This is a genomic window from Paraburkholderia sp. HP33-1 (genome assembly GCF_021390595.1).
Lineage (GTDB): Bacteria > Pseudomonadota > Gammaproteobacteria > Burkholderiales > Burkholderiaceae > Paraburkholderia.
This window is the reverse complement of sequence record NZ_JAJEJR010000001.1, coordinates 3,047,346-3,062,177: the sequence shown is the minus strand read 5'-3', so window position 1 is coordinate 3,062,177 and position 14,832 is coordinate 3,047,346. Positions and strand designations below refer to the sequence as shown.

The 14,832-nt window shown below is 64.5% G+C and carries 13 protein-coding genes; 5 read left to right on the top strand and 8 right to left on the bottom strand.

Annotated features, from left to right (window positions below):
* Positions 1–19: 19 nt before the first annotated feature.
* The 6 genes from ettA to ychF form a co-directional block, all read right to left on the bottom strand.
* On the bottom strand, positions 20–1,684 hold the full coding sequence (ettA, locus tag L0U81_RS14025; RefSeq protein ID WP_233803585.1) for an energy-dependent translational throttle protein EttA: 1,665 nt from the start codon (positions 1,682–1,684) through the stop codon (positions 20–22).
* Between the two features lie 243 nt (positions 1,685–1,927).
* The gene (locus L0U81_RS14020; RefSeq protein ID WP_233803583.1) at positions 1,928–3,016 is read right to left on the bottom strand and encodes a sn-glycerol-3-phosphate import ATP-binding protein UgpC; all 1,089 of its coding nucleotides are present in this window, start codon (positions 3,014–3,016) and stop codon (positions 1,928–1,930) included.
* Positions 3,017–3,066: 50 nt separating this feature from the next.
* Positions 3,067–3,912 carry a sn-glycerol-3-phosphate ABC transporter permease UgpE gene (gene ugpE, locus L0U81_RS14015; RefSeq protein WP_233803581.1) on the bottom strand — a complete coding sequence of 282 codons (846 nt, stop codon included), beginning with the start codon at positions 3,910–3,912 and terminating at the stop codon, positions 3,067–3,069.
* Complete coding sequence (ugpA, locus tag L0U81_RS14010) at positions 3,909–4,793, bottom strand: sn-glycerol-3-phosphate ABC transporter permease UgpA (protein ID WP_233803579.1); 885 nt, start codon at positions 4,791–4,793, stop codon at positions 3,909–3,911. The genes ugpE and ugpA overlap by 4 nt, the downstream gene beginning before the upstream one ends.
* Before the next feature lie 76 nt (positions 4,794–4,869).
* A complete protein-coding gene (gene ugpB / locus L0U81_RS14005; RefSeq protein ID WP_233803577.1) occupies positions 4,870–6,195 on the bottom strand; it encodes a sn-glycerol-3-phosphate ABC transporter substrate-binding protein UgpB in 1,326 nt (441 codons plus the stop codon).
* 402 nt (positions 6,196–6,597) lie between these two features.
* Positions 6,598–7,692 carry a redox-regulated ATPase YchF gene (gene ychF, locus L0U81_RS14000; RefSeq protein ID WP_233803575.1) on the bottom strand — a complete coding sequence of 365 codons (1,095 nt, stop codon included), beginning with the start codon at positions 7,690–7,692 and terminating at the stop codon, positions 6,598–6,600.
* Positions 7,693–7,969: 277 nt separating this feature from the next.
* On the opposite strand from ychF, the gene L0U81_RS13995 reads away from it, so the two are divergent.
* From L0U81_RS13995 to L0U81_RS13975, 5 genes are all read left to right on the top strand, one after another.
* Entirely contained in the window at positions 7,970–8,329 is a 360-nt protein-coding gene (locus tag L0U81_RS13995) for a hypothetical protein (protein WP_233803573.1), read from the top strand.
* A gap of 85 nt (positions 8,330–8,414) precedes the next feature.
* Positions 8,415–9,587: a UbiH/UbiF family hydroxylase gene (locus L0U81_RS13990; protein WP_233803571.1), complete on the top strand. Its 1,173-nt coding sequence runs from the start codon at positions 8,415–8,417 to the stop codon at positions 9,585–9,587.
* 166 nt (positions 9,588–9,753) lie between these two features.
* Positions 9,754–10,479, top strand: a complete 726-nt coding sequence (locus L0U81_RS13985; protein ID WP_233803569.1) for a DsbC family protein — start codon at positions 9,754–9,756, stop codon at positions 10,477–10,479.
* A gap of 146 nt (positions 10,480–10,625) precedes the next feature.
* Positions 10,626–12,416, top strand: coding sequence for a M61 family metallopeptidase (locus tag L0U81_RS13980; RefSeq protein WP_233803567.1), 1,791 nt, complete (start codon positions 10,626–10,628; stop codon positions 12,414–12,416).
* Positions 12,417–12,608: 192 nt separating this feature from the next.
* Positions 12,609–13,205: an FMN-dependent NADH-azoreductase gene (locus L0U81_RS13975; RefSeq protein ID WP_233803565.1), complete on the top strand. Its 597-nt coding sequence runs from the start codon at positions 12,609–12,611 to the stop codon at positions 13,203–13,205.
* Between the two features lie 123 nt (positions 13,206–13,328).
* Here the strand turns inward: L0U81_RS13975 and L0U81_RS13970 are convergent, their stop codons facing one another.
* A complete protein-coding gene (locus tag L0U81_RS13970; RefSeq protein ID WP_233803563.1) occupies positions 13,329–14,150 on the bottom strand; it encodes a uracil-DNA glycosylase in 822 nt (273 codons plus the stop codon).
* Between the two features lie 33 nt (positions 14,151–14,183).
* On the bottom strand, positions 14,184–14,810 hold the full coding sequence (locus L0U81_RS13965; protein WP_233803561.1) for a CYTH domain-containing protein: 627 nt from the start codon (positions 14,808–14,810) through the stop codon (positions 14,184–14,186).
* Positions 14,811–14,832: the final 22 nt, after the last annotated feature.

Here is a 14,832-nt window from a genome sequence, read left to right as displayed (position 1 = left end):
GGCCGTTGTTCCCCGCTTCTTAACGCGAGATCGGCTTGTAGCGCAGACGCTTCGGCCGCGCACCTTCCTCGCCGAGGCGAGCGCGCTTGTCTGCTTCGTATTCCTGGTAGTTGCCGTCGAAGAACGTGACCTGCGAGTCACCCTCGAACGCGAGGATGTGCGTCGCGATACGGTCGAGGAACCAGCGATCGTGCGAGATCACCATCACCGAGCCCGCGAATTCGAGCAGCGCGTCTTCGAGCGCGCGCAGCGTTTCGACGTCGAGGTCGTTCGACGGTTCGTCGAGCAGCAGCACATTGCCGCCCGCGATCAGCGTCTTCGCCAGATGCAGACGACCGCGCTCGCCGCCGGACAGATTGCCGACGATCTTCTGCTGGTCGCCGCCCTTGAAGTTGAAGCGGCCGATATACGCGCGCGACGGCGTTTCGTACTTGCCGACCGTCAGCACGTCCGCGCCACCCGAGATTTCCTCGAACACGGTCTTCGTGCCTGCAAGCGCTTCGCGGCTCTGGTCCACGTAAGCGAGCTTGACGGTCGGGCCCTTCACGATTTCGCCCGAATCGGGTTGCTCGCGGTCGGTCAGCATGCGGAACAGCGTGGACTTGCCGGCGCCGTTCGGACCGATGATGCCGACGATCGCGCCCGCCGGAATCTTGAAGCTGACGTTATCGAGCAGCAGACGATCGCCGTACGACTTGCTGACGTTCTTGAACTCGATCACTTCATTGCCGAGGCGGTCACCGACCGGAATGAAGATTTCCTGCGTTTCGTTGCGCTTCTGGTAGTCCTGGCTGTTCAGCTCCTCGAAGCGGGCGATACGCGCCTTCGACTTCGCCTGGCGGCCCTTCGGGTTCTGGCGCACCCACTCGAGTTCCTTCTTGATCGCCTTCTGGCGCGCCGATTCCGACGCTTCTTCCTGCTTCAGGCGCTCTTCCTTCTGATCGAGCCAGCTGCTGTAGTTGCCCTTCCACGGAATGCCGTGCCCGCGGTCGAGTTCGAGAATCCACTCGGCGGCGTTATCGAGGAAGTAGCGATCGTGCGTGACGGCGACCACGGTGCCCGGGAAGCGCGTCAGGAACTGTTCGAGCCATTCGACCGATTCCGCGTCGAGGTGGTTGGTCGGCTCATCGAGCAATAGCATGTCGGGCTTTTGCAGCAGCAGCTTGCACAGCGCCACGCGGCGCTTTTCGCCGCCAGACAGATGCTCGATCTTCGCGTCCCACGCCGGCAGACGCAGCGCGTCGGCGGCGATTTCGATCTGCTGCTCGGCGCTGCCGTCGGTCGTCGCGAGGATCGCTTCGTACTTCGCCTGCTCGGCGGCGAGAGCGTCGAAGTCGGCGTCCGGCTCGGCGTAGGCCGCGTAGATTTCGTCGAGCTTCTTCTGTGCGTTGAACACGTCGCCGAGGCCTTCCTCGACCGCTTCACGCACGGTCTTCTGCGGGTCGAGCTGCGGCTCCTGCGGCAGATAGCCGATGTTCAGGTTCGGCATCGGCGTGGCTTCGCCTTCGATTTCCGTGTCCACACCAGCCATGATGCGGATCAGCGTCGACTTGCCCGAGCCGTTCAAGCCGAGCAGGCCGATCTTCGCGCCGGGGAAGAACGACAGCGAGATGTCTTTCAGGATCTGGCGCTTGGGCGGCACGATCTTGCCGACCCGGTTCATGGTGAAAACGTATTGGGCCATTTGCTTGCAATAGACGTTGACGACGCCGGCCGCATGCGGGCGGGCAGTCGAGGGTGAATGGGTAATCGGTGTGAGGGCCGGGCGGAACACCCGGCGCCGGCCGGCGCTGCGTCGGACTCAGACGATGCTGCCGCGCGCGGCGTTTGGTTCAGGTGGCATTGTACTTCGCGGCGAGGGCCGGGCGGCGGGGGAGTTCCGGCGGCGGGGCGGGTGGCGGGCAGGCCGCGGCGCCCCGCTGGCGTCTCAGTTGGCGCGACGCCCCGTCGCCGGATCGAAGAAGTGCAGATGCTGCGCGGGCAGCGCGACCTGCAGCGCTTCGCCCGCCGCAGGACGATGCGCGTGCGGCAGACGCGTTGTCACGTCGTGTTTGCCCCAGCGGCCGTGCGCGAGGTTGTCCGCGCCGAGCAGTTCGCAGGAATCGACGGTCAGCGTCGCGGACGGAGCGTTGGCCGCGCCCGGGCTCATATGCTCGGGGCGGATGCCGAGCGTCCATTCGCGGCCTGTCGCGACTTCGCGGCCGATCGACGGTACGCCCGCGAGCGGCAGCTTCGGGCCATTGCCGGCGACGTCGAACGTCGAGCCGTCGTCGGCGACGCGGCCTTCGAGCAGGTTCATCCCCGGCGAGCCGATAAAGCTCGCGACGAACACCGTGGCCGGCCGTTCGTAGACCTCGGTCGGCGCGCCGATCTGCTCGGCGTGGCCCTTGTTCATCACGATCACGCGTTGCGCCAGCGTCATCGCTTCGATCTGATCGTGCGTCACGTACAGGCTCGTGGTCTTCAGGCGCGCATGCAGACGCTGGATTTCGAGGCGCATCTGCACGCGCAGACGCGCGTCGAGATTCGATAGCGGCTCGTCGAATAGAAACACGGCCGGCTCGCGCACGATCGCGCGGCCCATCGCGACACGCTGTCGCTGCCCGCCCGACAGCTCGCGCGGCTTGCGTTGCAACAGCGCGCCGAGTTCGAGAATCTGCGCGGCGGCTTCCACGCGCTTCGCGATCTGCGCACGGTCGACGCCCCCGATCTTCAACGCGTAGCCCATGTTCTCGGCCACGCTCATATGCGGATACAGCGCGTAGTTCTGGAACACCATCGCGATGTTGCGATCCTTCGGCTCCAGCTCGTTGACGACCTTGCCGGCGATCGAAATGCTGCCGTCGGAGATGCGTTCGAGCCCGGCGACCATTCGCAGCAACGTCGATTTGCCGCAGCCGGACGGACCGACCATCACGACGAATTCGCCGTCGGCGATGTCGACGTCGATGCCGTGCAACACGAACTGTTTGCCGTCGTAGGTTTTCTTAACGCTTTGCAGAGTCAGTGCAGCCATACCGTTCTAGCCTTGTCTTTTGAGTGCTTGTTGCAGTTCGCCATGCCCGGTCATTTTTCCGAATCGACGAGGCCGCGCACGAACCAGCGCTGCATCGTCAGCACGACCACCAGCGGCGGCAGCATCGCGAGCAGCGTGGCCGTCATCACCAGATGCCATTCGGTCGCGGTGTCGCCCGAGGCGATCATCCCCTTGATGCCGATCACCGCAGTGGTCAGCGACTGCTGGCTCGTGATCAGGATCGGCCACAGATACTGGTTCCAGCCGTAGATGAACGTGATCACGAAGAGCGCCGCCATGGTGGTGCGCGACAGCGGCAGCACGACGTCCCAGAAGAAGCGCACTGCGCCCGCGCCGTCGATGCGCGCGGCCTCCATCAGTTCGTCCGGCAGCGTCTTGAAGAACTGGCGGAACAGGAACGTCGCGGTGGCCGACGCGATCAGCGGCAGCGTCAAACCGGTGTACGTATTGCTCAGATGCATCGACGACACCACTTGCACGGTCGGGAAAATGCGCACTTCGACCGGCAGCATCAGCGTGACGAAAATCAGCCAGAACGCGAACGTGCGAAACGGAAAGCGGAAGTAGACGATCGCGTACGCGGAGATCATCGACACGGCGATCTTGCCGATCGCGATCACGAGCGCCATCACGAGGCTGTTGAACAGCATGCGATTGAACGGCGCCGCCGCGTTGCCGGTGCCGTGCGTCCAGATCGTGGCGATGTTCTCGAACAGATGCGTGCTCGGCACGAGCGACAGCGGCACCGTGAACACTTCGTGCTCGCTCATCGTAGCCGCGCAGAACGCGACGTACACCGGAAACACCACCAGCGCGACGCCGACGATCAGCACCGCGTGACAGAAGAGGTCGAAACCGCGTCGGTTCTCGATCATGAGTATTGAACCCTGCGTTCGATGAAGCGGAATTGCACGACGGTCAGCACCACGACGATGATCATCAGCACGACCGACTGCGCGCCCGAGCTGCCGATGTCGAGCCCCTGGAAGCCTTCGGCGAAGATCTTGTAAATCAGTGTGCGGGTGGCCTGACCGGGGCCGCCGCCGGTCGCCGCATCGATCACCGGGAAGGTGTCGAAGAACGCGTAGGTGATGTTGATCACCAGCAGAAAGAACGTTGTCGGCGACAGCAGCGGCAGGGCGATGCCGAAGAAGCGGCGCACCGGACCGGCACCGTCGATCGCCGCCGCTTCGATCAGCGAGCGCGGAATCGCTTGCAGGCCCGCGTAGAAGAACAGAAAGTTATAGCTGACCTGCTGCCAGACGGACGCAAGCACGACGAGGAACATCGCCTGACCGGGATTCAGCGCGTGATTCCAGACGATGCCGTATTTCGCGAGCGCATACGTGACGAGCCCGATGCTCGGGTTGAACAGGAACGACCACAGCACCGCGGCGATCGCGGGCGCGACCGCGTACGGCCAGATCAGCAGCGTTTGATAGGCCTTCTTGCCGCGCGTCACGCGATCCGTGCAGACCGCGAGGAGCAGCGAGATCACGAGGCCCGAGACGGTGACGAGCGCGCAGAACACGATCGTCGTGTTGAACGACGCCAGATAGAGCGGGTCGGCGAAGAGCTGTTTGAAGTTCGCCAGTCCGACGAACTGGCTCGACGTGCCGAACGCGTCCTGGCTTTGCGTCGATTGCCAGAGCGCTTCTCCGGCCGGCCACAGGAAGAAGACCAGCGTGATGAGCAACTGCGGCGCGACGAGCAGGTAGGGCAGCGCGCTGGTGCCGAAGTAAGAGCGCTTTTCCATCGGGATTCTCGGGGGTGTGTTGCAACGACATCGGGTTCCGGCGCAAGAGCGCCGGAACCCCGCCAGCGGACGATGCTTAGTTACCGGCTTTTTCGAAGCGGCGCAGCAGATCGTCGCCGCGCGCGACGGCCGAGTCGAGCGCCTGTTGCGGCGTCTTCTTGTCCGCCCACACCTGCTCGAGTTCTTCGTCGATCACGGTGCGGATCTGCGGCATGTTGCCCAGACGCAGGCCCTTCGTGAACGGCAGCGGCGGCTTGTTCATCATCTGGCGGATCGCGGTGTCGCTGCCTGGGTTCTTTTCGTAGAAGCCTTGTTGGCGCGTCAGATCATACGCGGCGGTCGTGATCGGCAGATAGCCGGTGTCCTGATGCCACTTCGCGGCGACCGGAGGCGTGGCCAGATACGCGAGGAACTTCGCGACGCCCTTGTAGACGGCCGGGTCCTTGCCCGACAACACCCACAGGCTCGCCCCGCCGATGATTGCGTTTTGCGGCGCGCCCTTCACGCTGTCGTCGTACGGCATCATGCCGGTGCCGAAGTTGAACTTCGCGTATTTCTTGATCGTCGCGAGCGAGCCCGACGAGTTCGTGATGATGCCGCAGTCGCCGCTATAGAACTTCGAGATCGGTTCGTCCTTGCGGCCGACATAGGTGAACGTGCCGTCCTTCGCCATGCTCTGCAGGAACTGGATGTGCGCGACCTGCACCGGCTTGTTGAATTCGAGCTGTGCGTCCATGCCGTCGAAGCCGTTGTTACGCGACGCGAACGGCACGGCATGCCACGCGCTGAAGTTTTCGAGCTGAATCCAGCTCTGCCAGCCCGACGAGTAGCCGCACGACATGCCCGAGGCCTTCAGCTTCTGCGCGTCGGCGTGCAGTTCGGCCCAGGTCTTCGGCGGCTGATTCGGATCGAGGCCAGCCTTCTTGAACGCATCCTTGTTGTAGTACAGCACCGGCGTCGAGCTGTTGAACGGCATCGAGATCAGTTCACCGGTTTTCGAGTCGCTGTAGTAGCTCGCGATGGTCGGCACGAAGGCCTTCTGATCGAGCGGCACGCCCGCGTCCTTGAAGACCTGCGTGACCGGGACGATAGCTTTCTTCGCCTGCATCATCGTCGCGGTGCCGACTTCATAGACCTGCAGGATGGCCGGCGCGTTGCCGCTGCGATAGGCGGCGATGCCGGCGGCGAGGGTCTGGTCGTAGGTGCCTTTGAAGACCGGCACGATCTTGTAGTCGCTTTGCGATTTGTTGAAGTCGTTCGCAATGTCGTTCAGACGTTCACCCAGTGCGGCTTCCATTGCATGCCAGAACTGGATTTCGGTCGCGGCGTGAGCCGCCTGGCTGACGCCGATGCTCAATACAGCGGCGACGGATAGTGAACGGAACAGCGGCTTGAAATTCATCGATTTGTCTCCGGTTCGGAAGAGTGCGGACGCGAAACGCGCGATTCTATTTGTGTTCGATGACATTCCGGCGTCGGTGGCAGGGCGGCGCGGACCATGGGTGGCGGCGCGCCGGAAGCCGCAATTTAGCATCGGCTGTCGGGGAAAGGAAATAAACGGGGGGCGGTTCGGGGAGATCGTCAGCGATGCAGATCGGGGTGCATGCCGTTTATTGACGAGCTGCCGAAAGACGACAAGACCAAAGCATTGCGCGCTGTTTCGGCAGTCACGACTGCAAATCCGCACATCAAGGCTCGTTGTCTCGATGCGTTGCGTAAGTCGTAGCGTGCAAATGAAAAAAGCCCGCAACGCCTGAGCGTTCGCGGGCCTTACTCGCGCAGCGCAATTGCAGCTGCTTCGCGCTTAGACGTTAAACAGGAAGTTCATCACGTCGCCATCGTGCACAACGTATTCCTTGCCTTCCGCGCGCATCTTGCCGGCTTCCTTCGCACCTTGCTCGCCCTTGTAGGTGATGTAGTCGTCGAAGCTGATCGTCTGCGCGCGGATGAAGCCGCGCTCGAAGTCGGTGTGGATCGCGCCAGCTGCCTTCGGCGCCGTATCGCCGATGTGGATCGTCCACGCGCGCACTTCCTTCACGCCGGCCGTGAAGTAGGTCTGTAGGCCGAGCAGCTTGAAGCCCGCGCGGATCACGCGGTTCAGGCCCGGCTCATGCATGCCCATGTCCTCGAGGAACACTTCCATGTCGGCTTCGTCGAGGTCGGCGATTTCCGCTTCGATCGCCGCGCACACGGCCACGACCGGCGCGCCTTCCGCGGCCGCGAACTTCGTGACCGCGTCGAGGTGCGGGTTGTTCTCGAAGCCGTTTTCCTTCACGTTGGCGACGTACATGGTCGGCTTCGCGGTGATCAGGCAGAACGGCTTGAGCGTGGCCTTCTCTTCATCGGTCAGTTCGAGCGCGCGGACCGGTTTCGCCTGGTCGAGTTGTGCGCGGACCTTCTCCAGCACCGCCACATTCTTCACGGCTTCCTTGTCGTTGCCCGACTTGGCCGCCTTCGAATAGCGCGCGAGCGCCTTCTCGACGGTGCTGAGGTCGGCAAGCGCGAGCTCAGTGTTGATCACCTCGATGTCCGACAGCGGATCGATCTTGTTCGCGACGTGAATCACGTTGTCGTCCTCGAAGCAGCGCACGACGTGCGTGATCGCATCGGTTTCGCGGATGTTCGCGAGGAACTGGTTGCCGAGGCCTTCTCCCTTGCTCGCGCCGGCCACCAGACCCGCGATGTCGACGAACTCGACCACGGCCGGCAGGATGCGCTCAGGCTTGACGATTTCGGCGAGCGCCTTCAGGCGCGCGTCCGGCACCTCGACGATGCCGACGTTCGGCTCGATCGTGCAGAACGGATAGTTTTCGGCGGCGATGCCCGCCTTGGTCAGCGCGTTGAACAGGGTGGACTTGCCGACGTTAGGCAGGCCGACGATGCCGCATTGGAGGCTCATGGAAATCCTTCAGTGAATCAGTAGGTTGGGTGATGCGCTCGACGCTGCGCGCGGATTCGGAAAGCCGTCGCGTAGGGCGTGGTGTAGCAGGTTCAGCGGAGCGGACAAGTCACCGGATCGGGGCGCTGGCTCGACGATTGAGTGCGAGTTTTCACGGAAAGCGCAATTGTAACCCGTTCGCCCGGGCGGACTGGCCGGCGCATTTGCGTCAAGCCACTGTAGAATCGTCCGTTCAGAGCCGACAGAGCTCAATTTCCGGGGGAACAGCGTGCGAATCATGAGATGGGTCGGAATCGGCGTCGTCGTTGCGATCGTGGCGGGCGTGGTCGTGACGTGGGTTGCGCCGGATTTCGACGAAGCACAGGCCACCACGGACCGTCAGACGATCGACTGCCTGACGACCCGCCTCACGCGCGAAGATCGGGCCGACATCGCGCGGTTCGCCGACAGGAACGACAACGACTCGTTGTGGCGCGTGTATGACCGCGTGTTCCCCGACTGCGCGGTGCGTGGCGATCAGCGTGATCGCAAAGGGCAGCTCGAGGCGTCCGCGTGGCGGATCCTGTCGTCCGATCCCGATTTCATGCGCATGCGCGAGGCGAATGCGGCGCTGGCGGCGCGCGCCGCGGGGCATTAGCGCGGCGCGCGAGGCCTTATCCACCAGGCCCAAATGCCGCGCCGGTCGATCCGTCCCCAGCACCCCCCGCGGCTATAATGCGCGCATGAACGCACACCACCAGACCTTTGATGCCGTCGTGATCGGCGGCGGGCTCGTCGGCAAGACCGCGGCGCTCGCGCTCACGCAAGGCGGACTGCGCGTCGCACTGCTCGCGCAGCGTTACGCGGCGCTGCCTGCCGGTGCCGTCTTCGACTCGCGCGTCTATGCGCTGTCGTCGAGCTCGCAGGCCTTGCTCGAACGGCTGCGGGTCTGGCAAGCGCTCGATCACACCCGGCTCGGTCCCGTCTACGACATGCGTGTCTACGGCGATGCGCACGCCGAGCTGCATTTCTCCGCGTTTCAGGCATCGGTGCCGCAGCTTGCATGGATCGTCGAGTCGTCGGTAATCGAGCGCGCGCTCGATGCCGCGCTGGGCTTCCAGTCGAATCTCACGTGGATCGATACGCGCGCCCAGGCGCTCGATTTTTCCGCCGACAGCGCGAGCGTCGGCCTCTCGAACGGCAGCGTGCTCGAAGCGGACCTGGTGGTCGGCGCGGACGGCGCGCATTCGTGGGTGCGCGCGCAGATCGGCTCGAAGATGGTGCGGCGCGACTACAGGCAGACAGGTGTGGTGGCCAATTTCAAGGCGGCGAAGCCGCACGGCGAAACCGCGTATCAATGGTTCCGCGACGGCGAGATCATCGCGTTGCTGCCGATGCCGGACGGCCATGTGTCGCTGGTCTGGTCGGCGCGCACCGAGCACGCCGAGCAGTTGCTTGCGCTCGACCCTGAGCGGCTCGCCGCCGAAGTCGAGCACGTGAGCGGCGGCCAGTTCGGCGCGCTCGACTGCGTCACGCCCGCGCAGGGCTTCCCGCTCGCGCTACAGACCGTGGATCGGCTCGTCGCGCCGCGCGTCGCGCTGATCGGCGATGCAGCTCATCTGATTCACCCGCTTGCAGGGCAGGGCATGAACCTCGGCTTGCGCGACGTCGCCGCGCTCGCGAGCACGATCGGCGGCAAGGAGTCGTTTCGCGATCTCGGCGACATGGTGCTGCTGCGTCGCTACGAACGCGCGCGCCGCGAAGACATCCGCGCACTGATGATCGCCACCGACGGCCTGCAGAAACTGTTCTCGGTGCCCGGTCCGCTCACGCGCGCCGTACGCAATACCGGCATGGCTTTCGTCGGCGCGCAGCCGTTCATCAAGCGCTGGCTCGTATCGGCCGCGCTGGGGTAAACGGCAATGGGGCGTCGCGCGGATAGCTGATGGCAGGTCGCGGGTGCCCGGGACAGGTATCATGAGCGGATCGACGGGCTGCGCTCCGACCCCGACAGGCGGACGAAACGCGCGGCCGGCACGTGAAAAAATGCGCACGATGCGCGACTGAACTCAGGACTCCAGCATGAAAAAGACTTTCCGCATCGCCGCCGCCGCGCTTGTGATCGCCGCCGCTACGCTCGGCTCCTCGGCGCAGGCCGACCAGACCACCGACAAGCTCAAAGCCACTCTGCAAACGCGTCTTGCCGACGTGACGGTCAAGAGCGTGTCGAAGACGCCGATCGCGGGCCTGTATGAAGTGAACCTCGGCACGCAGATCATCTATAGCGATGCGAACGGCGACTACCTGATGCTCGGTGACCTGGTCGACGCGAAGACCCGCAAGAATCTGACCGAGGCACGCCTGTCGGAAACCAACCGCATCGACTTCGCCAGCCTGCCGTTCGGCAACGCGGTGAAGGTCGTGCGCGGCAACGGCTCGCGCAAGATCGCGGTGTTCTCCGACCCGAACTGTCCGTACTGCAAGCAGCTCGAAAAGACGTTGCTGTCGATCGACAACGTGACGGTCTACACGTTCCTGTACCCGGTGCTGTCGCCGGATTCGACGGCCAAGTCGAAGTCGATCTGGTGCTCGGCCGATCGCGCGAAGGCGTGGGAATCGTGGATGCAGGATCATCAGGCGCCGACCGCCGCCGCCACCTGCGACACCGCCGCGATCGACAAGAATCTCGCGCTCGGCCATTCGATGAACGTCGAGGGCACGCCCACGGTGTTCCTCGCCGATGGCCGCCGTCTGCCCGGCGCGGTGCCGGCCGACCGGCTCGACAAGGAACTGTCGGCAGTGCACTGAACAGCGCGCCGCACCTGGCGCGATGCACGCCACCGGGCGCGCAACCGATGCAACACGTAGAGGAAAGGAGGCGCACGCAGCGCCTCCTTTCGCATCGAGCCCCGAACTTCTCCGCCTCACTCTCCTGACACTCCCAAGCGCCGCCGATGAAGCCGATCCGCTACACCATCGTTCCGAGTAACCCCGCCGCCCACCTGTTCGAAGTCACCGTGACCGTCGCCGATCCCGATCCGGCCGGCCAGCGTTTCATGCTGCCGGTGTGGATTCCGGGCAGCTACATGGTGCGCGAGTTCGCGCGCAACATCGTCACGCTGCGCGCGCTCAACGAGGCGGGCCGCAAGGTACGCGTCGAGAAGATCGACAAGCACACCTGGCAGGCTGCGCCGGTCAAGGGAGCTTTGACGCTGCGCTATGAGGTCTACGCATGGGACCTGTCGGTGCGTGCCGCGCATCTGGACGACACGATCGGCTTTTTCAACGGCACGAGTGTGTTCCTGTCGCCGCTCGGCCATGAAGACGCGCAGTGCGTGGTCGATATCCAGAAGCCGCAGGGCGCCGCGTATCGCGGCTGGCGCGTCGCGACCGCGCTGCCGGAAGCGCGCGGCACGAAGCGCTACGGCTTCGGCGAGTACCGCGCGCAGAACTACGACGAGCTGATCGACCATCCCGTGACGCTCGGCGAATTCGCGCTCGCGACGTTCAAGGCGCATGGCGTGCCGCACGACGTCGTGATCGGCGGTCGCGTGATCGGGCTCGACCTGGAGCGGCTGTGCAAGGACCTGAAGCGCATCTGCGAGGCGCAGATCGCACTGTTCGAGCCGAACTCGAAGAAGGCACCGTTCGAGCGCTACGTGTTCATGACGCAGGCTGTCACCGACGGCTACGGCGGCCTCGAACATCGCGCATCGACCGCGCTGATCTGCAATCGCACCGATCTGCCGGTGCAGGGTCGCGAGGCGATGAGCGAGGGTTATCGGACCTATCTCGGTCTGTGCAGTCACGAGTATTTCCACACGTGGAATGTGAAGCGCATCAAGCCGGCCGTATTCGCGCCGTACGACCTCGGCGTCGAAAACTATACGTCGCTGCTGTGGCTGTTCGAGGGCTTCACGTCGTATTACGACGACCTGATCCTCGTGCGCAGCGGCGTGATCACGCCGGACGACTATTTCGGCCTGCTCGGCAAGGTTATCGGCGGCGTCAAGCGCGGCAGCGGGCGCCTGAAGCAGAGCGTCGCCGAAAGCTCCTTCGACGCGTGGGTCAAGTACTACCGGCAAGACGAGAACGCGCCGAACGCGATCGTCAGCTATTACACGAAGGGCTCGCTGATCGCGCTCGCATTCGATCTGACGATCCGCGCGCAGACCGGCAACCGCAAGTCGCTCGACGACGTGATGCGTCTGCTGTGGCAGCGCTTCGGCCGTGACTTTTATCGCGGCAAGCCGGTCGGCGTAGCCGAAAGCGAGATCGAGGCGATCTTCGCGGAAGCGAGCGGCGCACAACTGGCCGAGCTGTTCGCCGAGGACGTGCGCGGCACCCGCGATTTGCCGCTCGACGCGCTGCTGGCGCCGTTCGGCGTAACTCTTGCGCCGGACTTCGACAAAAACGGCAAGCCGTCGCTCGGCGTGCGGCTGCGCGGCGGCGCGGACTGCACGCTCGCGACGGTGCACGAAGGCAGCGCCGCGCAGAAGGCGGGCCTGTCCGCCGGCGACGTGCTGATCGCGCTCGATGGCCTGCGCGTGACCGGCGGGAATATCGATGCTTTGCTGTCGCGCTATCAGCCGGGCGCGAAAGTCGACGTGCACGCGTTCCGCCGCGACGAGCTGCGCGTCACGCAGGTCAAGCTCGACGGCCCCGAAGTGGCGCGCTACAAGCTCTCCGTCAGCGATAACCGGTCCGCCGCGCGCAAGGCTCGCGAGCGCTGGCTGGCGAAGTGATTGGTGAGGTGGTGGGCCGCACCGGACGGCCCACCGATCGTCGCCCGTTCCGTCGTCAATCGGCGGACGAGGGCGGCGGATTGTTCTACCCATGCAACAATCCGTCGCCGCCGGATGGCTTTTTCGGCGGCCGATAAAAAAACACAATGGCTCCACTCGCGCAACACTGCGCGCCCCCTACTGGAGTCAACCATGACCACGATCCTGCAAATCAACTCGGCAGCCCGTTCGCAAGGCGCGAACTCGACGCTGCTCGTCAACGAGCTGACCGCAAAGCTGCAACAGTCGAATCCGGGCGCGCAAGTCGTCGTCCGTAACCTGCAAGCCGAACCCCTGCCGCACCTCGACGACGCCGTGCTCGGCGCGTTCTTCACGCCGGCCGAGCAGCGCACCCCGGAACAAGCCGAGATCGCCGCGCGCAGCGAAGCGTTGATCGCCGAACTGCAAGCCGCTGACGTCATCGTGATCGGCGCGCCGATGTACAACTTTGGCATCTCGTCGCAATTGAAGACGTACTTCGACTTCATCGCACGTGCAGGCATCACGTTCCGCTACACCGCGAACGGCCCGGAAGGCCTCGTGACGGGCAAGAAGGTCCACGTCGTGTCGGCGCGCGGCGGCAAGTATCTCGGTACGCCGAACGATAGCCAGACGCCGTACCTGAAGAGCTTCCTCGGCTTCCTCGGCATGACCGACGTTAGCTTCATCTACGCCGAAGGCCTGAACATGGGCCCGGACGCCGCGAACGCCGCGCTGAGCGCAGCGCGCGAAGCGATCGCCGCGGTTTAAGCGGGTTCGTTGTCCCACATTGCGCTGCTTCGATGCGGCGCAAGCGGTGAAATGAAATACGCCACGGAAGGGTTCCCCCTCCGTGGCGTATTCGCTTTGCAGCTCAATCTTCCGACGCCGCTGTCACGCGAGCATTTGAGCATCGTCCGGCAGGCGCCAGTCGATCGGCTCCCGGCCGTGCTGCTCCAGAAATTCGTTCGCCTTCGCGAAATGCCCGCAACCGAGAAAGCCGCGATGCGCGGACAGCGGCGACGGATGCGGCGCCTCCAGCACGCAGTGCGACTTGCCGCCGAGCAGCGCGCGCTTCGCCTGCGCATGCGCGCCCCACAGCATGAACACGAGGTTCTGATGCCGCGTCGCGAGTTCGTGGATCAGCGTGTCCGTGCATTTCTCCCAGCCGCGTTTCGCGTGGCTCGCGGCGCTGTCGCGCTCGACGGTCAGCACCGTGTTCAAGAGCAACACGCCCTGTTTGGCCCAGCTGTCCAGACAGCCGTGCTGCGGCGTTTCGTGACCGAGACTCGCGGCGATTTCCTTGAAGATGTTGCGCAGCGACGGCGGCGGGCGCACGTGCGGCGCGACCGAAAACGCGAGGCCATGCGCCTGCGGCGTGCCGCGGTCTTCGCCGTGGTACGGGTCCTGGCCGAGGATCACGACTTTCACTTCGTCGGGGCTCGTCAGGCGCAGCGCGCGGAACACGTCGGCCGGATAAATGGTTTTGCCGGCCGCGCGTTCGCCGTCGACGAAGCGGCACAGCGGCGCGTAGGTGTCGCTGTCGATGAATGGTTTCAGATGCGCGCGCCATGCCGCGGGCAGCGCGGCGAACTGGGCTTCGAGGGTGGGCGGCGCGGCGGTCGTGTCGGCCGGGGTCTCGGCGGAGACTGGCACGGCATCGTCGAACAACGATGCTTGCGGCGAAGTGGGGCGGGTACGGGAAGCGGAGGTCATGGCGGGGAAGTGTCGCAGCAAACGCTGGCTAGCTCAACCCGCGCGCAACCGATACCCGCGCTGCGCCTTGCTGATGTCATCCGGCGCAAGGCCGGAGATTCGCTCGCCGAGCTCGGCGGCGAGCCCACGAAGCGCCGCTTCGTCGCCTGACTTCAACTCGAGCTCGATCTCCGAGATCGGCGCGCGGCGCGCTTCGCCGTCGACTTCAGCAAGCACGTCGCCCTGATCGATCGCCGCTTCGATCTGCGCGCCCTCGGTGTCGAGTTGCCATAGAGTGCGTGTGAAATTCGTGCGGAACAGCGCGATCAGCGATGGCGCGGCCAGTTTCAAAGCGTCTGCGGCGGCCGGTTCGTCGCAAGCGCGCAGCATTGCTTCGATTTCGAGCTTCGCGCCCGCGACCGGCATTTCCCATTCGTGCCGGCTATGCAAACCGTTCGTCGCGGTGCCGACCGTCTTGAACGTCTGCAGCCAGCCGTCCGGCGTCTGCCGCAGACGCAGCGCGCTCTTCGACGACGCCAGCGTCAACTGTGGCGTGTCGAAATAAACGTTCACGAGCTTGATCGCATGTCCGCTCGTGCCGGCGCGCGCGACGAACCATTGCGTCGCTGCCTGCACCTGCGACGCCGGCAGCGCCAGCTTGATTTCGCGTTCAATGCCCAAAATGCGATTCCTTGTTGCGGGT